This is a genomic window from Parabacteroides sp. AF21-43 (genome assembly GCF_003635435.1).
GTDB classification, from domain to species: Bacteria; Bacteroidota; Bacteroidia; order Bacteroidales; family Tannerellaceae; genus Parabacteroides; species Parabacteroides distasonis.
Map to the genome: position 1 here is coordinate 16,664 of NZ_QTMG01000017.1, position 24,943 is coordinate 41,606.

The 24,943-nt window shown below is 46.1% G+C and carries 17 protein-coding genes and 1 pseudogene; 6 read left to right on the top strand and 12 right to left on the bottom strand.

All coding sequences use genetic code 11. From position 1 onward, the window contains the following. Positions 1-37 precede the first annotated feature (37 nt). Positions 38-490, bottom strand: a complete 453-nt coding sequence (locus tag DWX84_RS12655; RefSeq protein WP_005868028.1) for a copper resistance protein NlpE — start codon at positions 488-490, stop codon at positions 38-40. A 163-nt stretch (positions 491-653) separates the two neighbouring features. Here DWX84_RS12655 and DWX84_RS12660 point away from each other — a divergent pair, with 163 nt between their 5' ends. Continuing rightward, complete coding sequence (locus DWX84_RS12660) at positions 654-830, top strand: DUF4250 domain-containing protein (protein WP_070103480.1); 177 nt, start codon at positions 654-656, stop codon at positions 828-830. A 137-nt stretch (positions 831-967) separates the two neighbouring features. On the opposite strand, the gene DWX84_RS12665 is transcribed toward DWX84_RS12660, so the two are convergent. The 10 genes from DWX84_RS12665 to DWX84_RS12710 form a co-directional block, all read right to left on the bottom strand. Next, positions 968-1,828, bottom strand: coding sequence for a nitroreductase family protein (locus tag DWX84_RS12665; RefSeq protein WP_005868030.1), 861 nt, complete (start codon positions 1,826-1,828; stop codon positions 968-970). A gap of 94 nt (positions 1,829-1,922) precedes the next feature. Further along, positions 1,923-2,924 (bottom strand): GGGtGRT protein, encoded by a 1,002-nt coding sequence (locus tag DWX84_RS12670; RefSeq protein WP_005855903.1) that lies wholly within the window; start codon positions 2,922-2,924, stop codon positions 1,923-1,925. A gap of 9 nt (positions 2,925-2,933) precedes the next feature. Continuing rightward, positions 2,934-3,125, bottom strand: a complete 192-nt coding sequence (locus DWX84_RS12675) for a hypothetical protein (RefSeq protein WP_005855905.1) — start codon at positions 3,123-3,125, stop codon at positions 2,934-2,936. Continuing rightward, the gene (locus DWX84_RS12680) at positions 3,118-3,810 is read right to left on the bottom strand and encodes an iron-sulfur cluster assembly scaffold protein (protein WP_005855907.1); all 693 of its coding nucleotides are present in this window, start codon (positions 3,808-3,810) and stop codon (positions 3,118-3,120) included. Before DWX84_RS12680 ends, DWX84_RS12675 begins: the two co-directional genes overlap by 8 nt. A gap of 124 nt (positions 3,811-3,934) precedes the next feature. Beyond that, positions 3,935-5,890, bottom strand: coding sequence for an alkyl/aryl-sulfatase (locus DWX84_RS12685; protein WP_122377524.1), 1,956 nt, complete (start codon positions 5,888-5,890; stop codon positions 3,935-3,937). After that, positions 5,880-6,326: an OsmC family protein gene (locus DWX84_RS12690; RefSeq protein WP_005855911.1), complete on the bottom strand. Its 447-nt coding sequence runs from the start codon at positions 6,324-6,326 to the stop codon at positions 5,880-5,882. The genes DWX84_RS12685 and DWX84_RS12690 overlap by 11 nt, the downstream gene beginning before the upstream one ends. An 18-nt stretch (positions 6,327-6,344) precedes the next feature. After that, on the bottom strand, positions 6,345-7,469 hold the full coding sequence (locus DWX84_RS12695) for a TlpA disulfide reductase family protein (protein WP_036613707.1): 1,125 nt from the start codon (positions 7,467-7,469) through the stop codon (positions 6,345-6,347). Between the two features lie 148 nt (positions 7,470-7,617). Next, positions 7,618-10,623, bottom strand: a complete 3,006-nt coding sequence (locus DWX84_RS12700) for a hypothetical protein (protein WP_122377525.1) — start codon at positions 10,621-10,623, stop codon at positions 7,618-7,620. 14 nt (positions 10,624-10,637) lie between these two features. Beyond that, positions 10,638-13,541, bottom strand: coding sequence for a hypothetical protein (locus DWX84_RS12705; protein ID WP_048928272.1), 2,904 nt, complete (start codon positions 13,539-13,541; stop codon positions 10,638-10,640). A 119-nt stretch (positions 13,542-13,660) separates the two neighbouring features. Next, entirely contained in the window at positions 13,661-15,370 is a 1,710-nt protein-coding gene (locus tag DWX84_RS12710; protein WP_122377526.1) for a helix-turn-helix domain-containing protein, read from the bottom strand. A 551-nt stretch (positions 15,371-15,921) separates the two neighbouring features. On the opposite strand from DWX84_RS12710, the gene DWX84_RS12715 reads away from it, so the two are divergent. From DWX84_RS12715 to DWX84_RS12735, 5 genes and pseudogenes are all read left to right on the top strand, one after another. Continuing rightward, on the top strand, positions 15,922-17,565 hold the full coding sequence (locus tag DWX84_RS12715; protein ID WP_005855923.1) for a diphosphate--fructose-6-phosphate 1-phosphotransferase: 1,644 nt from the start codon (positions 15,922-15,924) through the stop codon (positions 17,563-17,565). A 189-nt stretch (positions 17,566-17,754) separates the two neighbouring features. Beyond that, positions 17,755-18,165: pseudogene (locus DWX84_RS12720) on the top strand (DUF302 domain-containing protein); the annotation flags it as partial. 335 nt (positions 18,166-18,500) lie between these two features. Then, a complete protein-coding gene (locus DWX84_RS12725) occupies positions 18,501-21,797 on the top strand; it encodes a TonB-dependent receptor (protein WP_122377530.1) in 3,297 nt (1,098 codons plus the stop codon). A 42-nt stretch (positions 21,798-21,839) separates the two neighbouring features. Beyond that, positions 21,840-23,594, top strand: a complete 1,755-nt coding sequence (locus DWX84_RS12730; RefSeq protein WP_048928275.1) for a RagB/SusD family nutrient uptake outer membrane protein — start codon at positions 21,840-21,842, stop codon at positions 23,592-23,594. A gap of 123 nt (positions 23,595-23,717) precedes the next feature. Beyond that, a complete protein-coding gene (locus tag DWX84_RS12735) occupies positions 23,718-24,068 on the top strand; it encodes a hypothetical protein (RefSeq protein WP_048928276.1) in 351 nt (116 codons plus the stop codon). A gap of 370 nt (positions 24,069-24,438) precedes the next feature. Here the strand turns inward: DWX84_RS12735 and DWX84_RS12745 are convergent, their stop codons facing one another. Beyond that, on the bottom strand, positions 24,439-24,936 hold the full coding sequence (locus DWX84_RS12745) for a glucosaminidase domain-containing protein (protein ID WP_008771789.1): 498 nt from the start codon (positions 24,934-24,936) through the stop codon (positions 24,439-24,441). Positions 24,937-24,943: the final 7 nt, after the last annotated feature.

Consider the following 24,943-nt stretch of genomic DNA (forward strand, 5'->3'; position numbering starts at 1 on the left):
TTTTGCCCTTGAAAGTATATACTTATGGGGATAAATCCTAGAATTTCTTTGTTTGCTTAAGGATATAGAACTTGGCTAAGTCGCCCGTGACGGGTTGCTTCTGCTGGTCCAGCATTTTCAGTTGGCCTTCCTCTACCTTATAATACGTGATGTCTCCCCCTTCTTGTTTCGCCGTCAAGATGTTACCGTCCAGCGTGTAAGTTCCCTTATCATTAAAAATACCGTCTTTCTCGTCAATATATTCGGAGCGGAGGGTAAAGGTTTTATCCTTGTTCAATGTCAAGGTCGTTTTAATACCCGGCGAGCTGGCGGCCGGTAATGTCCCTTCGTAAACACCCCAGTAATCCAAGGAAGTCTCTGCGTTGTGCATATCCGGTACTTGGGCGGTTTCCTGCTTGTTCTTGTCTGTTTGCGTGGCGTCTGCCTTTGGGTTGCCGCTACAGCTGAATAGGGCTGCGGCTACCGCTACTACTAATACATATTTTTTCATGTCATTCAATTGAATTATAAGTTCTCGTTATTTAAAACCAGTTTGTAGGTTGTTTTGTTGCGTACCGATATTCAAATAATAAGGATCGTGTCTGGGTTCCATCTGGCGAAAAAGCATTATCTTTGTGTTGTAAAACATAGATAACATTTTTATTCGTAAGATTATGTCATTACCAAACGATCCGATGATGCTATTCAGCTTCGTCAATATGAAACTTCGTGACAATTATTCTTCCCTCGACGATTTATGCGAGGATTTGCAAGTGAACAAGAAATCCCTTCTTACAAAGCTTAAAGACGCTGGTTTTGAATACAGCCCGGAGCATAATAAGTTCTGGTGATCGGGAGTGATCCTAGCCCGGTAAACCTATGAGATCCGAACCATAAGTCAATGACTTACGTATCGTAATCCATTGACTTACGATGCGTAATCCAATGGATCGCATACCCCGGTCGACAAGGTTGTCCCCATCAAGTCTCATTCGATATAGTTCTTGACGATCTCTTTCCGGTCCGTATACTTCGGATACTTAAAAGCCGGTATGCCGAGCGCCATGATCGCTTGTATCTTGCCGTCGATCCCTAGAGTCTTGGCGAGCGTATCTTTTCCTTCCTGCCGGATGGCGGTGAGCACAAAGCCCATATAGATCTGGCTTACCCCAAGCGATTGCGCCATCAAGGAGGCGTTTTGATAAGCGAGGTTAGCGTCCTCACTTCCGAATCGGTTGGACTTCGGTGTATGGATCAGTAGCAGGGCGGTGGCTTTCCGGAGAATCGGATCTTTACCCGCCTTGTGTTCCTCTTTCAACCGATTGAATACCGGTACGTATTTATAGACATCCTTCATAAACGGCTTGACCACACATTTCACGACGGGATTCAATAATAGCTTCGCCAAGGAGTCGAACACGCCTATCGTATAATCGCTCACCTGCCGTAGCTTTTGCGGATCGGTGACGACGGTGAACGAGAGGCTTTGGGAGTTTGTAGCCGTCGGCGCGGAATGAGCGGCCTCCACGATCTTGTCCAGCATCTCCTTGGGGACGGGCCTCGAGGTCAATGTCCGGTTGGAACGGCGTGACTTGATCAGCAACATCACCTGCTCCGGCGTAGGCATTTGGCTGTAATCGATCGTATGCGTTTTCTCCGGCGGGAATTCGCTGTGTAGCACGGAACCGGTCGGACATACGTCCACGCAATGCCCGCAAACGATGCAGCTTTCCACACGTACCAGCCCGATCGTCTCTCCGGCTCTTTCTTGCGTGAATATATCCGAAGGGCATACCCGTACGCATTTCCCGCATTTGATGCAACTCTCTTGGTCTATGTTTAGTGTCATCCTTTTCCTCCTTTTGATAAGTAAAATAAAAACTCCTGCAACCATCAAGATTACAGGAGTCTATATATAAACAATTATTTTATTGTTTAGTTGATTACTTCTTCATAGCTTCCTCGATAGCAACCGCTACAGCAACCGTAGCACCTACCATCGGGTTGTTACCCATACCCAAGAAGCCCATCATTTCTACGTGAGCAGGAACGGATGAAGAACCAGCGAACTGAGCGTCACCGTGCATACGGCCCATTGTGTCTGTCATACCATAAGAAGCAGGACCAGCGGCCATGTTGTCCGGGTGCAAAGTACGGCCCGTACCACCACCAGAAGCAACAGAGAAATACGGGTGACCGTTCTCCATACATTCTTTCTTATAAGTACCGGCTACCGGATGTTGGAAACGAGTCGGGTTCGTAGAGTTACCCGTGATGGATACGTCAACACCTTCCTTACGCATGATAGCCACACCCTCACGAACGTCGTCAGCGCCGTAGCACTTAACTTTCGCACGAAGACCGTTAGAATAAGCTTTCTCCTCGATAACGTTCACCTCACCTGTCATGTAGTCGAACTGAGTCTGTACATACGTGAAACCGTTGATACGAGAGATGATCTTAGCGGCATCCTTACCTAAACCGTTCAAGATAACACGCAACGGCTCTTTACGAACCTTGTTTGCCATCTCGGCGATCTTGATAGCGCCCTCAGCTGCGGCGAAAGACTCGTGTCCAGCCAAGAAAGCGAAACACTTCGTCTCCTCACGAAGCAAACGAGCGGCCAAGTTACCGTGGCCGATACCCACCTTACGGTCATCCGCAACAGAACCAGCGATACAGAATGCCTGCAAACCGATACCGATAGCCTCGGCAGCCTCGGCAGCGTTCGTACAACCTTTCTTGATAGCGATAGCGGCACCTACTACGTAAGCCCAGCAAGCGTTCTCGAAACAGATCGGTTGAGTTTCCTTACACATTGTATAAGGGTCGATACCCTTAGCATCGCAGATAGCCTTTGCGTCTTCGATACCGTTGATACCATATTCGTTTAATACCGCGTTGATATGATCAATACGACGGTCATAACTTTCAAATAAAGCCATATTATTTTTTTACTTTTTAAAATTCTTATTTACTAGGAATAAAGATATCAGAAAGTTGAAAACCAATACACCGCCACAACAAGCCACGTAAAACGCCAACCACGGTTTCTCCGGCTTCATCACGAAATACGTGATAAGCGTAGCCACAGCCGTGATAACACTCAGCCCGATGAGGACACGTGTAAATGTTTTCTTATTCATTACGAGGATCGATATATTTTACAGCTTCTTTGAAACGACCGTAAGAGCCTTTCGCCTTTTCCAGTGCCTCGTTAGCGTCCATACCCTTCTTAACCATATCCATGAATTTACCCAAGTGGATGAATTCATAACCGATTACTTCGTCATCAGCGTCTAATGCCATGCGCGTGCAATATCCCTCGGCCATCTCCAAGTAGCGGGGACCTTTAGCCAATGTACCGAACATCGTACCCACTTGGCTACGCAAACCTTTACCAAGGTCTTCCAAGCCAGCGCCTACAGGCAGACCTCCCTCTGAGAAAGCGGACTGTGTACGACCGTAGACGATCTGCAAGAACAACTCGCGCATAGCGGTGTTGATAGCGTCACAAACAAGGTCTGTGTTCAATGCTTCCAAAAGAGTTTTACCCGGAAGGATCTCAGAAGCCATAGCAGCTGAGTGAGTCATACCGGAACAACCGATTGTCTCTACAAGAGCCTCTTGGATGATTCCTTCTTTAACGTTTAATGTCAGCTTACATCCACCTTGTTTCGGCGCGCACCAACCGATACCGTGAGTCAAACCAGAGATATCAGTGATCTGAGTTGCTCTAACCCACTTTCCTTCTTCAGGAATCGGAGCGCACTGGTGGTTAGCTCCCTTCTTTACAACACACATGTGTTGAACTTCATGTGAATAAATCATAATCGCTAATTTATTATATTAAAGTGTAATAAAACCTTATGCTAATTTTATAGTAATATCGCTTTCTCTAAAGATCGCACAAAGATAAATTTTTTAATCCAGCCATGCAAGAGGCGGGAAAGGTTTAAGGCTCGATGATATTAAAATAAGCGTCCGGAGCCTCAAAAGTGGAGAATAGCTCTTTTAGGCTTTCAAGTTTCCCGGTTACCGATAACTTATGGTTTTGCAGATTTGCCGCTATACTCTCCGGCTGCATGAGGCTTGCGTAGATGACTTGTTTGTCTCCTTCCAAAGTTACGGTAGGGGCCGGATGGAGCCGGCCGATGCGGTTCGATAAAGCGCCGTTCTTTAAGATCAAGGTGGCCTGTTCGTTTGTGTCGGTTAAGATAATATTTATTATTAAGTCTTTATCGGCCGCTTTTTCTCCATTTATTTGGATAGCGAGCAAATCGAATAGCATTTCGGGACTTAGGTTCTGGGACATACGTGCCCGGTTTGAGTTGGCCTTGCCTTTACCAGCGATGCCTTCGGTCAGTTCCATAGCTCCGGTCAGGTAGAAATTACGCCACGGGCCGCTTTCCGCTTGGTAGCCCAATTGGGCATACGTGTCCGCAAGTAATTGGCGGGCGGGTTTATGCTTTGGATTAGCGAAAACGAGATGGTTCAGCAAAGTAGCCGTCCAACGGTATTCTCCTTGATTGTATGCCTCTCGCGCCTTTTTCATTACCTCGTCCTCTCCTCCGATAGCCTCTACGTATTTTTTACCTTCTTCTACCGGCGGGAGTGGGTTCAGATGGGCGGGGATGCCGTCGAACCAGCCGAAATACATTTGATATTGGGCTTTTACGTTATGGCTAACGGTTCCATAATATCCCCGGTTGGCGAACTCGTTGGCGATAGAGCTTGGTAATTTAATCATCTCCGCTATTTCTCGAGGCGTATATCCTTGGTTGGCGAGGTGAAGTGTCTGATCGTGTAGGTAGCGATACAAATCCCGCTGCTTTTCCCAGTAAGCGACGATGTTCTTATTGTCCCAAGTCGGCCAATGGTGGGTAGAGAAGGATACCTCTACCTGATCGCCGCACTCCGTGATCGCCCGGTCGATATATTTGCTCCATAATTGGCCGTTCCGGACCTTCGCCCCTCGTAAGGTCAGCAGGTTGTGCAGGGTACGGTTGATTTCCTCGGCTACGCAGAAAGCTTTCATCCCAGGGAAGTACATCATGATTTCCGAGGGAGCCTCGGCGCCGGGTACGGACATGAATACGATCTCGACACCATCAATTCGTAAAGTCTCGCCCTCCTCGGATATCTCACGGGTAGGAGGGACCAAGCCCGTAGTTCCTGCCGCGGTAGTTTGTCCTAAACCAGTACCTATATTTCCTTTCTCATTTTTAGGTAGACTGCGGCCATACATATAGGTCGCTCTTCGCCCCATGGCTACACCCGCCATCAGGTTCTCGCTGACGGCATCTTCAAAGAAACCCTTGGGGCCAATGATCTCGATCGTTTCGGGCTTATTGGGGGCGTTCTCCAATATAGCGTCTATTCCCGCGAAATGGTCCACATGAGGATGCGTATAGATAACCGCCTTGACCGGAAGATCTTCTACATGTTTCTTCAGAAGATTATAACCTGCTAGGGCCGTCTCTTTCGAGAGCAATACATCTATGACGATCCAACCGTTATCACTACGGATAAACGTCATATTTGCGAGGTCGAATCCTCGTATCTGGTATATTTTACCGGGTAATACCTCAAATAAGCCGTGTATGCGGTTGAGTTGCCCTTGTCGCCAAAGACTAGGGTTGGCGGATGCCGGAGTCTCTTGACGCAGGAAATCCCAGACAGTTAATCCATACACCTCTTTTCCTGTCTCGTCGGTAATGGAAGGTTCGTCTATCGTGGCGATAAAGCCACGGGTAGCGTCTTCAAAATCTTGTTTGTTATCAAACGGGAGTGATTTCACCACTTGTTCGTTAGCCTCTTTCGTAAACATTGAAGGTTCCGTGTTTTGCGCATATACGAACAAGTGACTGGTAGAGATAAATAAAAGTAAGAACTGTTTTCTAATCTTCATGTTTTTGTGGTTTAAGCGGTTCGCCGTTCAGTAAGATATCGTAGGTAATCGGGCCTATCTTTTTCATCATAAGTCCTACGCCACAGTATTTTTCCTGTGAAAGGCGAATCGCTTTCTCTATTTTGGCGGCGTCCCCGATGTTCCCGTCGATATGGTATGTAGCGTGGAATGCGGTATATACCATCGGGATCGTATCCGAAGTCTCTGCGGTTACGTCGATAGAGATTTTGTCGAAACGTACTCTCATTTTAAGGAAAAGGGAGATTACGTCCATTGCGCTGCATCCGGCCAAGGCGACCAGCATTAAAGCCTTAGGACGGGGGCCTTCATTATTACCCCCGTTCTCGGCTGTTGTGTCGATCGTAACCTTATGGCCGTCCAGCAAGGTCTCGAAAGTCGAGTCCTTCGTCCAGTTTAACGTGATTTGGGCGGACATATCGTGTTATTGTTATTATTATTTCAATATTTCTTGAAGTTTAGCGTCGATCTCCTCGCCATGTAGGTTCTTGGCGATGATCGTTCCGTCCTTATCCACCAATACGGTGTGAGGGATGCTGTTTACCCCGTATAGTTGAGCACCGGAGTTTTTCCAGCCTTGCAAGTCGGAGAGTTGGGTCCATGTGATATTCAGGTCCTTTACGCCTTTCGCCCATGCGTCAGCCTTGCTATCCAAGGAGATGCCAACTATCTCGAAACCTTTGTTCTTGTATTTCTTGTAAGCGGCTACCAAATTTGGCATATCCCGGCGGCAAGGAGGACACCAGCTTGCCCAAAAGTCGATCAACACGATGTTCTTGCCATTGCCTACGAACTCGGATAGCTTGTGCGTCTTACCGTTCGGGTCGGCCATCTCGAAGTCCACGAACTTCTTGCCTACGGCTACGGTTTTCAGTACATCTAGGTGAGCCATGAGCTTATCGATGTTTGGAACGGCCTTGAAAGCGGAGTCCGCCTTGGCGATAATCTCGTTCTGGGCCGCCTCGTCCAAGCTGTAACGGAAATCGTATAATAACTTGGCGGCGGATTGCTTGGTCGTATTATTCAATATGTAAGTCTTGACGGCATCGGTTACCTTTTGGTCGATCTCGTCATATTTCTTCTCGGCGGCGCTTACGACTTCCTTATCCTCTGATTTCATGTCGGCGGAAAGCTTCTCCAGATCCGCACGCAAAGTCTTCATTTGTGCTTGCAGGGCTTTCAATCCGTCATTCTCCGGTGTTCCAGAAACGGCGGAAGCTGCCTCATCAAGAATAGCCTGTAATTTACCATTTTCCAATACGAATATGCTTGTGAAAGGGGCGTTCTCGCCGGAAGCGGCACGTTTGGGTTCCACGACATCCTCGGCGAAGGCGAGTTTGCGTAGGGCAGGGGCATCCTGTGTTCCTTTGAACGTGAACGTACCGTTTTGCACCAATGCGCTATCCATTGGGGCGGCGTCTTGTACGCCATATTCATACAGGTAAACGTATTTGCCGTTTAGATCGGCGTTCGCTACTGTACCGGAGATCTCATAACCCGGTTTTTCACTACAAGCAACCAAGAGTAAAGCCGCTGCGGCAAGAGTAAGATACTTTTTCATTTTGTATTTGTGTTATGTAAGTAATGTATTAAAATATGGAATATTGACTTCGCAAATATACGAAGTCTTTTGTGAAAACCGGACGCAAACCGATGAATAGTTTGCGCCCGGTATGGATATATAGAGAGTGTATTAAAGAGGGCGTATTTTATGGGGCATATTTTGCGAACTGGAAATAACATTTTCCTGAATGCAAGTAGGGTAGCATTTTATTCTCCGAGCTATATGTGCCACCCAGAACCCAGACCGGTTGCCGGTTTGGATCACGATCTCCCGTGAAGTCGAATCCTTGGTAAATATTTTTATCTTCTCTGATTGGTAGAGGGATAGACGTTGCCCCAAAGTCTTTGCCTGTACCGGGCGAGATATAGATATGTGTCAGGTTCTTCTTGTTGCCGTATCCGACACCTGCGTTTCCAAAGCGGACATAACCCCCGTTCACGGCCCGGTAACATCTCCCGTGGCTTCCGAGGTTTCCTACGATCCCTCCCCGGTAGTCGGTACCAAGCGTGCTGGTCGCTTTTTGCTGTCCGTTGATTTCTCCCATATTGTAGCAATCCAGTACGTAACTGTCGTCGTTATCGTTAGCCTTTTCTATGCTACCCACGATACCTCCAATGCCATGGCTGTCTTCTTTATCTTTCGGATAGTCTATATTTGCCCGGTTACAGCAGTAACGGACATGTGCTCCCCCTTGCTTCACATACCCCAAGATACCTCCTGCTCCATAATACTTGGCATTCCTGTTTATGGTGATATTTCCGTGGTTAACGGATTTATAAATTGTAATGGCATCCTCGGCGGCACCGGCTATACCGCCCACTCCGCATTCTTTATCTCCTGCGATACCTTGGATTACGCCGAAATTAGCTGCGTCATAAACCTCTATGTCTTTTCCTGAAGTTTTCCCTATGATACCGCCTACGTTATTTGTGGCTGATATCTTACCTAAATTCACGACTTTATTGATCTTTACGCTAGTTCCCGCTACCATACTCCCGAAAATGCCTCCGATATAATTGGATCCAGAGGTGATATCACTGTAATTTACTAGATTGGAAAACTCACAGTGGGATGAGCACGATGCTTGTCCGATAATTCCCCCTATCATAATGGCGCTATTATTCCCATTATTAAATGTTTCTGTTTTCACGCCGCAATCTGATACTTGAGTATCGCTCGCATATCCGATGATTCCTCCGACTGTACTTCTGCCGTAAATGGAAGGTTGCGTGAAGAGTCTTCTGAGGGTAGATTTATCGGCATATCCGACAATTCCTCCAACTGAAGTAGCATTTTCGCGATAGGGTTTTTCCGAATTTATGTTACCCGGGAAAATAGGTCGTGGAATCTTGCTCACGATTACGTTCGTGGCACTGAATTCGGGGGTATAGGTTCCTGTCAACGTCCCATTATATAACGTTCCGATGATTCCTCCTACGTTATTTCCTCCTTTTATTTTGATGTTGGGATTAATCACCAATATTTCCGGATTCAAAAGAATTTCTTTCCCCGGTTCTTGGTAAGATAAGGCTCCGGCTAAAGTGCCACAAATCCCTGAAGAAGCTTCAAGGGATTCATTATCCATATACAATTGTGAGGCCGGGGTAAATTGTATTTGGGTATCATCTAAAGAACCGAAAATACCTCCTATAACAGACTGCCCGGTTATCGAGGCATGAAACAAGGATTCCCCTTTAAGTTCTATCGTAAATGCGTTTGCGTGTGTTTTGTGGGAATATCCGATCATTCCACCCACATAACTTCCCCCTTGGATTTGAGACCGATTTGCCGGATTGGACAACTGGAAGTTCTCGATGGCGATGAGGATATTGGTAGGGGTTTCCGACCGGATCTGACCGATCAATCCGCCGACATAGGAGCTACCTTTGATCGGCATGTCGATGGTTATGTCTTTGAAACTGGATGCCGCCTGTAAGAATGCCTCACCGATCAATCCGCCTACGTTCTGGTTTCCGGATATCGGGAAATTGTTTAAGGTGGTATGTTGCAGCTTAATTTTTCTGGCATCGATTTGACCATATAATTTCCCGATCAGACCGGCCACATGATTATTCCCTCTCAAGTTTTTGAAAATCCCGTCGCTACTGATATCCTCCACTTGAATGGAAGCGTTCTCGGCCCAGCCGATCAACGCTCCGATATAAGAGCTGCCGGATTCCGAGAATGAGACGCCTAATCGCACATTCCGGATACTGATTTGCGCCAACGACTGGGCGTTGCCCTCGATATAGCCTATTAAACCGCCAACCTTATCCTTCGTGGACTTGATATTCCCGTTTAAGGTTATATTCTCGATTCGTATATTTCCGTTAGCTACTCCCGCAAGCAATCCGCAACAATTCCCCGGATACTCTATATCCGCTCCTTCTATATCAAGATTCCGGATCACTGCCCCGTCGTGTAAAATGGAGAAAAGCCCGATTGCGTCGCTTTGCTCTCCGCCGTTCGTCCCGAGATAGGTTAGGTTTAGTATCTTATGGGAATCACCGTCGTAGTTTCCCGCGAACGGGGCGCTTTTATAAGCGTTGCCTTGATACAGGCAATTGGGGATAGGAGCTTTGATGTCGGCTATTTGCTTGAAGAATTGCCCGTATCCGTAATTACTGTCGTACGTGGCTAATTGAGACACGAGATAGGCGAAATCGTTGGTGGAAGTAATCAGATAAGGATTTTCTTCCGTACCTTCGCCATTCAGCATCTCGTAAATATATTTAGTATCACGTACCATACTGACCATCTTGTCACGGAATGTCAGATGATAGCTTAGTGGATAGACGCTGCCTTCTTCATCGAATTTTAACCAAAGTATATAGTCTCCATCTTCTAATACCAGATTATTGGGGATAAACATTTCACAGGAAAGAATCCCCGCGTTTTTCCGGATCTTACCTTCCATGAGCTGTATGGAGTTATCGCTCAGCGATCTCAACTGGAAAAAGATCTGTTCTCTCGTATCTTGTATGGGAGTTTTGCCTTCCGGCAAGGAGAACGTGCTTATTAGATGAGATTCTGTCTCTTGCAAGGTCGATCCGCAGTCGTTTCGTATGATGTCATCGTCTGCGCATCCGCCGAGCAAGATGATAAGCATGCATGCGCATATATTCCATATTGTTTTAGTGTATGTTTTCATGTTTGTTCGTTTATTTATAAATTAGGTTTATCAAATTGCATCTCGGATTTCTTAGGGATCGGAAAGCTACCTGTTTCGTTGGATGGTATTTCCCATTTTACATCAAAGTCCCATCCAGTAAAGGTCTTTTCCGACTTTAAGTCTTGTAAGCTGAATATGTTCATAATCACAGGATTCGGTTGCTCTACAGTGCCCAGCATGCAATAATTCCCAAAATAAGAAACGGATGCGGGAGGTGCGAAAAGATACCAATTCTCCCCGACATTCAAGTTCCTGCCTACCCTTACGTTTGGATTGACAACTCCAATTAGGGCATTGGCTCTTTTATTTGAGCGTCCCATATTTATACAATCGGAGATAAGGCAGCTTTGCTGAAGTTGGCCTACCAAGCCTCCGCTGCTATATTGGCCAATCTCTCCGGCGTTCAAGCATTGTGTGATAACGACGGAGTTTTCCACGAAATCATCAAGAGTGGCCGAAACCGAATTGCCGAAACTGACTAACGCTAGCGCACCTCCCATCAAGGCTACAGCGGGAACACCTTCGGGGAAAGTGATAACTGTAACAAAAAGCAAGGCTGAATTGACCGCGCAACAAACACCACTGACAACCGTATGTAGAACTTCTTCGTTTTTTTTGCTTTTAAGGATCTGTTTGGAGAGCAATCCTCTCTTATAATTCATTGCGTCACTATAAATCTGGTGGTTTGCCCCACTTTCAAACCATTCTGTTAATGCCTTTCGATTAGACATGAACCTATTTGTCATATCTTTGCTCCTCAGTTTGATGCTTGCGAACGATAGGTTATCTATTTTATTGGCCAGTTTCGTGTCCATGTCTGATTCCAACATGGCGATATCATGGGTAATGACACCTTTCAGCCTCTCTGTTTCTATAATCTCCGGATGACCGTGTGAAATAAGCCCGAATACGCTAAAACCTTCTGATAAAATATCGATATCATTTAAGACGAGGCTAAGTACTGTAAGGGCGCAGTTAACAAGGATTTCTCCGCTTTCTCCCACGATTTTAGCGAAAGGGACAAATCCGACAAGAGTAGACGCCAGCTCGAATGTGGCAAACCCCAAGGATACGCCATCCATGATCGTCCATTTCTTTGCGTCGCCTACCTCGCCGATCATACCACCGAGGTATGAGGAGCCTGATATCGGCGCGAAATTGGAACAATAGTTCATGGCAAGCGTATTCCCTGCCCTTCCTATCATACCACCGGCATATTCATGGTAGGAGGCTACTTCCCCTAGATTCGTGTTAATACCCAACGAGCCGGCAAGGATGGAACCGGCTATTCCTCCGCTATAAGAGGAGGCGATTACTTTATTGAAATTCGCCGTGTTGGTGATGGAGGCCAAGGGAGCGAATCCTAAAATTCCACCAGCGAAGGATGAATTAGCCTCGATCATACCCTCATTATACGATTTATAAGCGCCAAGTTGCGCCTCACCGCATAATCCTCCTATATAACTGTCGCCGTTTATATTCCCCGAGTTCGAGCAAAAACCGATAAACGTGTTATTATAATAAGTTTTCGGCTGGGTAGTTACCAGTGTGCTTCCGATAATTCCCCCTACGCCCCTGCTTCCTTGCACCGTCCCGCTGTTTCGGCTGGAAATGATGGTGCTCAATCCACTTCCTCCGGCGATCCCGCCCGCTCCTACATTATATATAGAATTGGCAGGAAGGTTTCCGGGAGGAGCGGTTGTGGATGCGGCACCTTTGATAGTGCCATTATTGCTGCATGAATATACATAGAGCGTATCGGCGTACCCAACGATTCCTCCGGCACAATTGTAAGATGCGGTTACCTTGGTATTCCGGTTGTGGGAGTTCGTGATTTGTGTCATTGAGTACACTGTTCCTCCGCCAAGGATTCCTCCTACGGCGATCGCCCCGTTTATAGTGCAATCCTCTACCGAGCAGGAATCTATCCAGAGATTTACGTTCGGGTCTACCATGCCGGCGATCCCGCCTATGGCCATGCCGTCCGTGACTACGCCATCGCTACGGCTTTCGATGGTGGATTTTTTTACTACGCACCCTTTTATAAATGTCTTATTGATGCTTCCCCCCTTGGTGGTAACGGCTCCTACGATAGCCGATAGCGCTCCATAGCCGGTTATGGTGGCTTTCTCGATGGTGAGATTCGAGATGATGGCTTGATTTACGAAGCCGAACAAACTAGCGCCCACGGCGTTTTTATCTAACATTTTCAAATCCCGGATCGTATAGCCGTTGCCGTCATAATAGCCCGTGAAAGGATAACTGGCTGATAATCCGATCTGGTACCAGTTGCCCTCCCAGCCGCATTGGTCATTATAGTTGGCCATGCTAATGTCATTTTGTTGTTCGAAGCAGGTGGAGGAATTAACAAGGTTACCATTGTTGTGGAAGTTGAGGATCGCTTCTTGTATCTTCGCCAAATCATCGGCAGAGGTTATCCGGTACGGATCTTCCGGCGTACCGTTCCCATACAGGCCGATTCGCTCGTCACGGTTGGTTTCGGTGGAGATCCCATTCTCACTGACGGTAATGTAGCACCCCATGCCGAACTCCCCATTCCGCCCGTCAATGTCCGGGCAATCCGATTGGATGGTATATTCCATATATAGTAGCTGGTATTTACCCTCCTTCAGCCCTTTTTCCATAGTGAATAGGGAAGTCCCGGATAATCGCCGGTGCTTGGCTTTCCGTTGGATAATGTTCCCGTCGGGAGTCTTGATGTGGAAAGTCAGGTCTCCATACGTGAAATCTTCGGTTTCTTTCGTGAAACTGATCAGATCGTGTACTCCTTCATAGGTGTCCTCTGTGGAGGCCGGGATATCCGGAATGTTTTTGTCATCCGAACATCCCATCAGAATCAAAAGAAAGAAAAGGAGAAAAAAATAATTTGTCTTCATATATAGCTTGCTTTTAGGATTAACAGATATCGTTTCAATATGCGAATAGTAATCCTAAAAGCTGTCCGTGTGGCGCAAAACATTTGTCCGTGTGGCGCAAGTTTTTGAAATATAGTATTTTAATTTTCTTTTTCTTTCTCCGCAAGTTTTCGATATTCGTTAGGAGACAGACCATAGCTCTGTCGGAAAAGGCGGTAAAATACCGAGCGGGAAGCGAACCCGGAGTCATAGCAGATTTGATCGATCGAGAGGGCGGAGGGAGAGGAGAGCAGTTCGGCGGCATGCTTTAGACGAAAGTCATAAATATATTCGCGGACGGTCATATTCCCGCTGTAAGTACGTACGGCTTCCATCAAGTAGGTACGGTTGGTCCCCAAACGTTGTGCCAGATCATCCCGGTTCAAGGTGGGATCGGTGTATAGCTTTTCTTTTTCCAATAACTCGTTCAAGTTTATGAATAAACGTAATTCCCGGGAAAGATCGTTCTCGGGTATTTGCTTAATGGTTTCCACTGCCTTATTCTCCTGCCGGATCTGTTCCTGTATACGTCTGTAAAGCGCTTGATTCTTTGCTTTTAGACATTGGGAATAAATGATATATCCCGCTAGCAAAAGGACAAGGAGCAAGCAACCGGTAAAGGCGGCGAACATCCAGTTCCTTGCGTATTGCCTCTCTTGGTTGAGCCGGTCTACCTCATAAATAGTCCGTAGTTGATCCATCCGAGAGGCGATATCCAACCGGTTTACCGAGTCTTTCGCCTGTATATACGTATGATAGAGCGATATACAGGACCGGGGATCTCCGGAATGAGCCAGAAGTTCCGCTTTCTTCAACAAATCGTCCATATAGAAAGATAGGTCGCCCTCATGAGCAGCTAACAGGATATCCATATCCTTGATAGCCCCTTGGTAATTTCCTGTCATTTCCCGTAATTCTCGGCGGGCTTCGTAAAAATGCTCATAGGCGTTGGCCGGGATTTGGGGATGAATAAACCGGACTGCCTCATCCAGCAATCGTCTCGCCTCTTTTATTTGCCCTTTTTTCAGGAAAGACAAGGCTTGGAGAGAGCGGGAGGTGACGGGATAATGTCCGGTCGGGTCCACTTTCCCATGCTCGTCCCTCCAGTTGACGAGGGCGGCATAGCTGTTGGCGTAACGGGATATGCGTTCCGTGTCGTTCACCTTCAGGGCGGTCATGAAGAGCCATTCGTAAAGAACGGCCGAGATGTAGAGTACTTGGTTCTCGCCATTCTCGTAAGTGGGGCATATAGCGATCCCTTTTTCCAGCGAGGTGAGGGCTTGGTCGTATAAGCCGAGTTTATAATACATGCTGCCTTGTACCTGCAAGGCCATCGTCATGCCTACCGGTTGTTTAACCTGTTGCGCCGTCTCGAACATGGCTGTGGCTTCCTCACGGGCCTCGTCGAACCGTCTTTGCTTGAACAATCCGGATATATAAGTATTATAGGTGGAGAAGTAGAAACTGTATTGCTTGGCATCCAATATAAAAGGAAGGCTCTCTCGTGCCTCGATGATAGCCGAATCCACGGAGTAGAAATTAAAGAGGCATTGTATGCGATTCAGCCTTGATCGGCAGATGGCCGGGGTGTCGCACCGGTCGATAGCGTCGTTGAGCGTAGCGTCCCAGTCGGCGATATCGTTGGTGGACATGGCTATACGCATCAGTAGATCATGCTTTTCCTTACCCACGCTCGCTGCGGCCCGTTGTCGCAATGAATCTGTCGGGGGATGTCCTTGCGCTTGTATCTCGTTATGAGACGAGAACAGGCAGATAAGCGATAATAGGAGTGCAAGAGGGCTTTTTCGCATCGAATTTTGTGATTAACTAACGTTAATAGAAGGTGTAAATATACGAAGTCTTTTGTGATAATTAGGTGCAAGTTGATGAATAGTTTACTCTATTGTGCCATTGAAGTAGCCTACAGAGTAAACGGATTAAAAAAATACAATAAAGCATTTGTTTGAAATGGTTTATAACTGGCTTATAATTAGATGGATATAAATTATGATGGAGATTTGAGTAAAACACGTACATGTTTTCGAAAAAACACGACCGTGTTTCTTGAAAATTACGTACGTGTTTTTGGAAAAACACGACCGTGTAAAAAATAGTCAAGTAAAATATACAGTAAGCTACCTGTTTTCTCGTGTTCACTTCATGGTGACACACCCTCTTCTTGTTGAAGGTTGATCGGTTATAATGATGAGGGCAAGTTTACCAGTGATTTCCCGGAAGTTTTTTTCGATGCTATTTTGAATGAACATATCCCCCTTCTCTTTTATTAATACGGATTTTTTTCCTTATATTCGCGTCACTTTTGAACACGTATCAAATAATTTCTAAATAAATCAATTAAGAAATGACAAAGAGTGCATTACAAATCGCAAGAGCAGCTTACCAACCGAAGGTACCCGCTGCGTTGAAAGGTGCAGTGAAAGCCGTTGACGGCGAGTATACTCAATCAGTAGCCGATCAGGAAGAAATCAAGAAATTGTTCCCGAACACTTACGGAATGCCGATCGTTACATTCGAGAAGAGTAACGAGGAGAAGGCTATGCCTGTCATGAACGTTGGTGTGATCCTTTCCGGTGGTCAGGCTCCCGGTGGTCACAACGTGATCGCTGGTTTGTTCGATGGTATCAAGGCTCACAACGCAGATTCTCGTCTGTATGGTTTCATCTTGGGCCCGGGCGGTTTGATCGATCATAAATATATGGAATTGACGGCTGATATTATCGACGAGTACCGTAACACGGGTGGTTTCGATATGATCGGTTCCGGACGTACGAAATTAGAGACGAAAGAGCAATTCGATAAAGGTCTTCAGATCTTGAAAGAGCTTGATATCAAGGCTTTGGTTATTATCGGCGGTGACGATTCTAACACGAACGCTTGCGTATTGGCTGAGTATTACAAGGCTATCGGTGCCGGCGTACAGGTAATCGGTTGCCCGAAGACGATCGACGGTGACTTGAAGAACGCCCAGATCGAGACCTCTTTCGGTTTCGACACGGCTTGCAAGGTTTACTCCGAGGTAATCGGTAACATCCAACGTGACTGTAACTCCGCCCAGAAATACTGGCACTTCATCAAATTGATGGGTCGCTCCGCTTCTCATATCGCTTTGGAGTGCGCTTTGCAGACTCAACCGAACGTTTGTATCATCTCCGAGGAGGTTGAGGAGAAGAATATGTCTTTGGACGATATCGTTACTTACGTGGCTGGTATCGTGGCTAAACGTGCCGCCGAGGGTAATAACTTCGGTACGGTATTGATCCCTGAGGGCTTGATCGAGTTCGTTCCGGCTATGAAACGCTTGATCGCCGAGTTGAACGACTTCTTGGCTAAGCACGACGCTGAGTTCAAGATGATCAAGAAGAGCGAGCAACGTGCTTATATCATCAGCAAGTTGACGAAGGAGAACTCTGATCTGTACGCTTCTCTTCCGGAGGGCGTAGCTCGTCAGTTGTCTTTGGACCGTGACCCGCACGGAAACGTACAGGTTTCTTTGATCGAGACTGAGAAGTTATTGTCTGAGATGGTTGGCAAGAAATTGGCTGAGTGGAAGGCCGAGGGCAAGTACGTAGGCAAGTTCGCCGCACAACACCACTTCTTTGGTTACGAGGGTCGTTGCGCCGCTCCGTCTAACTACGATGCGGACTACTGCTACTCTTTGGGTTACACGGCATCTTGCTTGATCGCCGCCGGTAAGACAGGTTATATGTCTTCCGTACGTAACACGACCGCTCCCGCTGATCAATGGATCGCCGGTGGTATCCCTGTTACTATGATGATGAACATGGAAAAACGTCATGGCGAGATGAAGCCGGTTATCCAGAAGGCTTTGGTTAAGCTTGACGGCGCTCCTTTCAAGGCGTTCGCCGCAAACCGTGACGAGTGGGCTTTGACTACTAGCTACGTATACCCGGGTCCGATCCAGTACTTCGGTCCGACGGAGGTTTGCGACCAGCCGACTAAGACTTTGCAGTTGGAGCAAGCTTAATACAGACTTATACATTATATAATATATAAGCTAGGGAGGATGTCATTTATTTGGCATCCTCTTTTTATTTACATACATTTGCCACGAGATCTTAAACCTAAAAATAAATCTTTATAACACATAGATTCCATGAAAAAGAAAATCGCCTATCTATTGCTCCTTTTGATGCTGATACCTGTCGGCTCGTTCGCCAAGGAGAAAAAGAATCGTTTGATGGAAAAAGCGGTAAGCCCGTTTAGCGTGGATGAGACGATGCGGCGGATCGAGGAGATCATCAAGTCTCAAGGAGGTTCCGTGTTCGCCCTGTTCGATCATGGGCGAAACGCTAGCGAGGTAGGGATGGAGCTGCCTCCGAATAAGGTGATCGTCTTCGGCTCGCCGAAGGTCGGGACTTTATTGATGCGGCAAGATCCGTCCATTTCCTTGGAGCTGCCGCTACGTATCTCCGTTTGGGAAGATGCGGACGGCAAGGTTTGGGTCGGTTCCCCGAATCTGGAGACGATCGCCTCCGAATACGGGATGGAAAACAGCGGTGTCATCGAGAAGATGCAAGAGGCCGTAACGAATATCGTGAGTAAATCGATAGCCGGCAGCCGGTAAAACGGCGTCCTCTTTTGTTTTATAGGGGGCTATCGGCTCATTATTCGGGGTAGATATTGATGATTCGGTAAAAAAAGTTTGTGGAATTTAAGAATAGATGATATATTTTAAACATGCGTTTTAACATATCGCCACTTTCTGTGGCATTGTCTTTTTGTTTACAAAGATGCCCCTTTTTCGATATTCAATGCTTGTTTGCGTGCGCGTATGTTCAGGAAAAATAAAGGAATGTGGAAAAAATAGGCATAATATTGTTTTTTATGAAATAATAAATTATATTTGCGCCAGTATCCGAAGAGTGGATACGAATATTAATGTTAACCTATTTTTGTGTTATGATGAACAAACAGTTGGCTTTTGTTAAAGGTGGGCTGGGTTTGGCACTTTGTTTCTTGATGGTCGGTGCGGGCGTGACCCCTCCAATCCACGCGTCCAACGCGAATGTGTCCATTTCCCAACAAGCTAAGAAAGTTACCGGTACGGTAACTGACGCAAAGGGTGAACCCCTTTTGGGTGTGAATGTTGTAGTAAAAGGTACTACAAACGGTACGATTACCGACCTTGACGGTAAGTATTCCTTGGAAGTTGAGCCCAACTCCATTTTAGTCGTTTCCTACATCGGTTATGTATCTCAGCAAATTCCTGCTTCGGGCAGTGTGGTAAATGTTACCTTGAAAGAAGATACCCAGAACCTTGACGAGGTTATCGTGGTAGGTTACGGTACGCAGCAGAAGAAGGACATCACTGGTTCTGTGGCGGTAGTCGATACGAAAGAGTTGCTGGCCTCTTCGGGATCTTCTGCGGCTCAGCAGTTGCAAGGTAAAGCTGCAGGTGTGTATGTGGGACAATCTGGTTCACCGGGTTCGGCCACGATGGTTCGTATTCGTGGTATTAACTCAGTTAATGACAATGGCCCGTTGTATGTAATTGATGGTGTTTCTACTCGTAACCAAAACATGAGTAGCTTGAACCCGAACGATATTGAAAGCATGCAGGTGTTAAAAGATGCCTCTGCTGCGGCTATTTATGGTGCGCAGGCAGCGAATGGAGTTATCTTGATCACTACGAAGAAGGGTACTAAATCAGGACAGCCGAAAGTTACCTATGACGGTTATATCGGTATGCAAAAAACGACAAAGAGGTATGAGGTGCTGAACTCTGCGGATCGTTTGGCATTGGAATGGGAGTCACAGCAGAACTCTTATACGATTCGTGGCGTAGATGAAGTCCCGGAACATCCTCAGTTCGGAAAGGGGCCAAAGCCAATCATTCCGAATTATCTGACAACAAATGGAGCACAAGGAAGTCAGAATATTAATATGGATGATTATAGTTATCCCGATAACCAAATCGTACCTTTCTCAGATACGGATTGGTGGGACGCTGTTGATCGTACGGCTTTGATGCAAAACCATCAGATAGGCTTATCCGGAGGTACAGAGAAGGGAACATACAATGTAAGTGCGAACTACTTTAAGCAAGATGGTACGGTTATTGATTCTTATTACCAGAGATATCAAGTACGTGCGAATACATCGTTTAATATTCGCCCATGGTTACGTGCGGGGGAGAATATGACCTATGCGTTTTCTAAAGATAATGGTTTGCAGGCTGCTGCCGCAGAATCTAGCGCATATTCTTGGACTTATAGAGCCTCTCCTTGGGTTCCTGTACGTGATACACATGGTAATTATGCGGGTTCAAAGATAACAGGTACTGGTAATTTCCAGAATCCTGTGGCGATTCAAGAAAGAAACAAAGATAATTATTGGACGAACAGTCGTATCTTCGGTAACTTGTGGGCTGAGGCGGATTTGTTTAAAGGCTTGACATTCCGTACGAACTTTGGTCTAGATTATACGAATAATTATTCTTATCGTATGGATAAGAAAAATCTAGAGTTCTCTGAAAGCCCTGGTACCAATAATCTAGAGGAGATATCTGGCTTCAATTTTCGTTGGGTTTGGACGAATACTTTGACTTATAGCACTGTCTTTAAGGATGTTCATAAGTTGAACGTTTTGTTGGGTACAGAGGCTATTCGTGACGGTATAGGACGTAAGATGACGGGACAGCGTTTCGGTTATCTAATGGAAGACAACATGAATACATGGGTATTGAATATGGGAGAGAACGATGCGCGTCGTAGGGCTGAATCTGAATATAAGGGAGAGTTTGCTCTATTCGGAATGTTTGCACGTGTGGATTATTCTTTTGCAGACAAATACTTAATTACGGGTATCGTGCGTCGTGATGGTGTATCTCGTTTCGCTAAAGCGAATCGTTATGGTGTGTTCCCCTCCGTATCTTTAGGATGGCGTATTTCTGAGGAGTCATTTATGGAAAACACAAAGGATTGGTTGGATGACTTGAAGTTGCGTGTAGGGTATGGACAAACAGGTAACTCCGAGATGAGTCGTAAGACTAACTATGCGTTTGAGTACGCAACAAAATCGACAAACACGAATTATGACCTGGGTGCTTCTAACTCTGGATCAATGGTTGGATTCCGTTTGGATAAATATGGTAATGAGGATACGAAATGGGAAGCTACAGAGATGACAAATGTTGGTCTTGATGCCAGTTTTTTGAATGGGAAGTTTGGATTAGGTTTTGAGTGGTACTACAAGAAGACTTCGGATATGTTAATCGAGGCGGCTTATTCTGGATTGGCAGGTAGCGAGATAGGCAAGCCATATTTAAATTATGGTGATATGAAGAATACCGGTTGGGATCTGACATTTAATTATAGAGATTCTAAAGGTGATTGGGGCTGGGATATCGGCGTAAATGCTTCCGCTTATAAGAATGAGGTTTTAAAGCTGTCTAATACGGACGATTTCTTTATCGGCAAAGCCGGTGCTCGTTTTGAGGGTGAACATGTTACTCGTACAACGAAAGGACAACCTATATCTTCTTTCTTTGGCTATAATATAATTGGTTTCTATGAGTCTGCTGATGATGTTAAGAACTCACCACTGCCTTATGGTATAAGCAGTAAAGAAGAGTTGAAACCAGAGCAGATGGTTGGTAAGTTCAAGTTCGAGGATCGCAATGGCGATGGTAAAGTTAATGGTGAAGATCGTACGTTCATCGGTAGTCCTCATCCAGACTTGATCTTGAGTTTAAATGCTTCCGCTACATGGAAGAACTGGGATTTCACGATGTTTTGGTATTCTACGATTGGAAATGACATATTTAATAACACAAAGTACTTTACGGATTTCCCATTGTTTGGGGGAAACCGTTCTACTCGTATGAGAGATTTGTCGTGGAGGCCAGGTGCGGATAACTCAAAGGCGATATTACCAATCCTTGACTCAAAGGACTCTTGGAGTGGTGCAGTTCCTAGTTCATATTACGTAGAGGATGGCTCGTTCTTGAGATTGAAGAATGTGGTATTGGGCTATACCTTCCCGAAATCTTTGTTGCAAAAAGCCACTATCTCTAATTTACGTGTATATATACAAGCAGAGAACTTGTTGACGATTAGTGGATATAGCGGTTTGGATCCAGAGTTTACGAATGCTGATGTAGGCGAAGGCAATGGAGCAGATTTGAGACGTGGTATTGATATGGGTGGTTGGCCGACTACTTTGAGATTGTTGTTTGGGGTGAATTTCGCTTTCTGATAAAAAGTGAAACATATGAAAACTAGAATAAAATATAGAATTATGAAACAAAAATATATAGCTTTATTAGCTTGTGCATCTTTGTTGACTTTAGGGGCTTGTGGAGAAGACTTCCTATATAAAGCTCCGCAAGGTGCGATTGATAAAGAGGCGTTGACGAATGCTAATGGTGTGGACTTGCTGGTAACGAATGCTTACGCTAACTTGACGGAGAATGGTTGGGGAGCTTCCGTTTTCAACTGGACATTTGGTGGAATGTACGGTGGCGATGCTAACAAAGGATCTGACGGTAATGACCAGTCTATCTTGAATACGATGGAAATGTACAATATGCTTCCTTCCAATGGATACCTAAATGAGAAATGGGAATGGGTGTATAAAGGAGCGAAACGTGTGAATAATACATTGCAGATCATTCCGGCGGTTACAGATATGCCCGAGAACGTTAAAAATACTCGTGTTGGTGAGTTGAAATTTCTTCGTGCCTTATTTTATTTTGAAGGTATCAAGGTGTTTGGTCCTATGATTCCGTGGGTGGATGAGACAATTGAAGAAAACAATCCTTTGGTGCATAATGACAAGGACATTTATCAAAATGTGCTTACAGATATAGATGATGCGATCTCTAAACTCCCGGAAACCCAAGATATGGTGGGACGTGTAAATATCTGGGCGGCTAAGGCTTTGAAAGCGAAGATTTTAATGCAGAAAGGGGATATGGCTTCTGCTAAACCTATTTTGAAAGAGGTTATTGAGAGTGGTAAGACTTCTAATGGATTAGCCTATGGCCTAGAGAATGATATGAACGCAAATTTTGATTCTTTTAGAGATAATGGTAAAGAATCTATCTTTGCTATTCAATTCTCTGTGGATGCTAATGATAATGGTAATTCAGGGATGTCTTTGTGCTATCCTCATGGTGGCTCTGGTAATCCCGGAGGCTGTTGTGGATTTTATCAGCCGTCTAGTGAGTTGGCTAACTCTTTCAAGGTTGATGCGAATGGCCTGCCATTATTGGATAATTCGTATCGTGCGGGTAAGCCTGTTTCTTATCGTAACAGTAGTACAAATCCAGAGGATCCTATTGCTTTGAATAATGATGAGATTGCGGTGGATCCTCGTTTGGATTTCGCTATCGGACGTTTTGGTATTCCTTATAAGGATTGGGGTACCCCTAAGAATGGATGGGTACGTGATGCTGCAAACGGTGGTATTTATTTGCCGAAGAAACATGTATATTCAAAGGCGGAAGAAGATGCGGGCTTGGCCAGTGGAGGGTTCAGCGGAGGTTGGGCTCCGGGTTCTGCGATGAATTTGCAATATTTGAGCTTGCGTGATTGTATTTTGATGTATGCAGAGTGTTTGGCTAACGATGGTCAGTTGGCAGAAGCTATGTCTCAAGTGAACAAAATCCGTGTTCGTGCAGGTTTGGACGTGAATATTATCAAGAAAGATGGTAAACCAGCCGCTAATTATAAAATCGCTGAGTATCCCTCGTCTCACGCTGCTTTCTCTGATAAGAATACCTGTATCAAGGCTGTTCGTATGGAACGTAAGCTTGAGTTAGCGATGGAGGGACAACGTTGGTTTGACTTGCAACGTTGGGGTGGTGATTATATGGCTAAGACTCTTAAGGAATATGTAGACTTTGAGAAGGGTTATTTGGCTAAATTCTCTACGGCTTCTTATTTGCCAGCGGCTAAGGTAATGTTCCCTATTCCTGATCAGCAAATTTCGACCATGGGTAACGACGAGAGCGGTCAGCCGTACTTGGTACAGCCAGCTCCTTGGAAATAATTTTGCTTGGTTCAAAGAGCATAATGATTAGGTTATGTTCTTTGAAGGATGTTATTTTATGTTTAATATTTTAATTGTTAAGTTATGAGAAAAATATTATTGGTTATTTTTGCTTGTGCGTCAATGCAATTAGGGTTCGCTGAGGTAGAGAATGATAAGGATGTCATAATTGAAGACGTGACCGAGATGTCTGTGAATGCAGTTAATGTAGTGTATGAGGTTGACGGACCTACATCGTACGCCTTAAATGGCTCCACTTCAGGAGTGGGGAGTAGTTACAGTATAGCCCCTCTTCCTCCTGCTAATGCTACTTTCTCTTGGAAACTTCAAGGGGGTGGTAGAGGATACATCTATCCAAATCAGTATAACTGCGGTATTAATTTGTATGATGCCGGATCTTATCGTTTATCTTGTATAATAACGATTAATGGCGTTAAAACAGAATCTGCTACTTATATTACAGTGACACCGTGATGATTTTTTAGTGTCTGAATTTAAAGGGGGTGTGTCATTTTTGACACACCCCCTTTCTGTTGTTCAGCTCCAGTACTTCAAGAGGTACCCTGCGCACCCCGCTATAAGGAGGGTGTAGCCGGAGATACCCAGCCAGTCCGCCCCGGGGGGCGGTGGGGAGGAGGGGTGCCGTCGTGGCGGAAGAGCGTCAGCGAGGCGCCGATCGCCGCTAGCGTCACCTCCGTCTCCCGCATGAGGAGGGAGAGGAGGGCTAGCAGGAGAAGGAGCAGCGCCGGTAGCGTCTGTCGTTTCGGGAACAGGGGGATGCTGCGGGAAGATGACCCGGAGGAGCGCCGTGAGGCAACGGAGGATGAGTTCAAGGTATTTCATTTTAGTTGACAGTTGATGATAGGGGCGGCATCTGCCCGCCCTTTGGATTAACGATTGATAGTTGCGAGCTGATTTTTCGGCAAAGCTGGACGATCAGCTTACGATAGGCTTCCCGGTTGTCGCCGTTCACCTCGCTGATGTAGGGGCTGTAGGCGATCTCCTTGGCGAAGGCCGTAGGGTTGGCGCTCATGTCGGCCGCCCGGGGATAGGCCGAGCGAAGCAGGCGGCAGTAATCCATGAACGAGCACTTATCGTCCGGGTAGATCCGGAAACGTAGCGAGCGGGGCGACAGCTCCGTCCACCGGCCGGTCCACCATACGTTGGGCAACCCGTAGGCCGTGATGCCGAAAAAGTTATGATACTCCCGGCAGAGCGTACTCTCGCCCCAACCCGTCTCGATGGCCGCCTGTGCCAAGATCACCACCGGATCGATCCGGAACGCCCGCCCGGCCTCCCCGGCCAGCGGAGCGTATTCACGTATAAAAACAGAAATCTCCATACCACTT

Coding starts and splice junctions, on each gene's coding strand:
- DWX84_RS12660 (WP_070103480.1), top strand. CDS start 654: ATGTCATTACCAAACGATCCGATGATGCTATTCAGCTTCGTCAATATG.
- DWX84_RS12710 (WP_122377526.1), bottom strand. CDS start 15,370: ATGCGAAAAAGCCCTCTTGCACTCCTATTATCGCTTATCTGCCTGTTC.
- DWX84_RS12675 (WP_005855905.1), bottom strand. CDS start 3,125: ATGAATAAGAAAACATTTACACGTGTCCTCATCGGGCTGAGTGTTATC.
- DWX84_RS12655 (WP_005868028.1), bottom strand. CDS start 490: ATGAAAAAATATGTATTAGTAGTAGCGGTAGCCGCAGCCCTATTCAGC.
- DWX84_RS12690 (WP_005855911.1), bottom strand. CDS start 6,326: ATGTCCGCCCAAATCACGTTAAACTGGACGAAGGACTCGACTTTCGAG.
- DWX84_RS12725 (WP_122377530.1), top strand. CDS start 18,501: ATGATGAACAAACAGTTGGCTTTTGTTAAAGGTGGGCTGGGTTTGGCA.
- DWX84_RS12670 (WP_005855903.1), bottom strand. CDS start 2,924: ATGGCTTTATTTGAAAGTTATGACCGTCGTATTGATCATATCAACGCG.
- DWX84_RS12685 (WP_122377524.1), bottom strand. CDS start 5,890: ATGAAGATTAGAAAACAGTTCTTACTTTTATTTATCTCTACCAGTCAC.
- DWX84_RS12730 (WP_048928275.1), top strand. CDS start 21,840: ATGAAACAAAAATATATAGCTTTATTAGCTTGTGCATCTTTGTTGACT.
- DWX84_RS12665 (WP_005868030.1), bottom strand. CDS start 1,828: ATGACACTAAACATAGACCAAGAGAGTTGCATCAAATGCGGGAAATGC.
- DWX84_RS12700 (WP_122377525.1), bottom strand. CDS start 10,623: ATGAAAACATACACTAAAACAATATGGAATATATGCGCATGCATGCTT.
- DWX84_RS12735 (WP_048928276.1), top strand. CDS start 23,718: ATGCAATTAGGGTTCGCTGAGGTAGAGAATGATAAGGATGTCATAATT.
- DWX84_RS12705 (WP_048928272.1), bottom strand. CDS start 13,541: ATGAAGACAAATTATTTTTTTCTCCTTTTCTTTCTTTTGATTCTGATG.
- DWX84_RS12680 (WP_005855907.1), bottom strand. CDS start 3,810: ATGATTTATTCACATGAAGTTCAACACATGTGTGTTGTAAAGAAGGGA.
- DWX84_RS12745 (WP_008771789.1), bottom strand. CDS start 24,936: ATGGAGATTTCTGTTTTTATACGTGAATACGCTCCGCTGGCCGGGGAG.
- DWX84_RS12715 (WP_005855923.1), top strand. CDS start 15,922: ATGACAAAGAGTGCATTACAAATCGCAAGAGCAGCTTACCAACCGAAG.
- DWX84_RS12695 (WP_036613707.1), bottom strand. CDS start 7,469: ATGAAAAAGTATCTTACTCTTGCCGCAGCGGCTTTACTCTTGGTTGCT.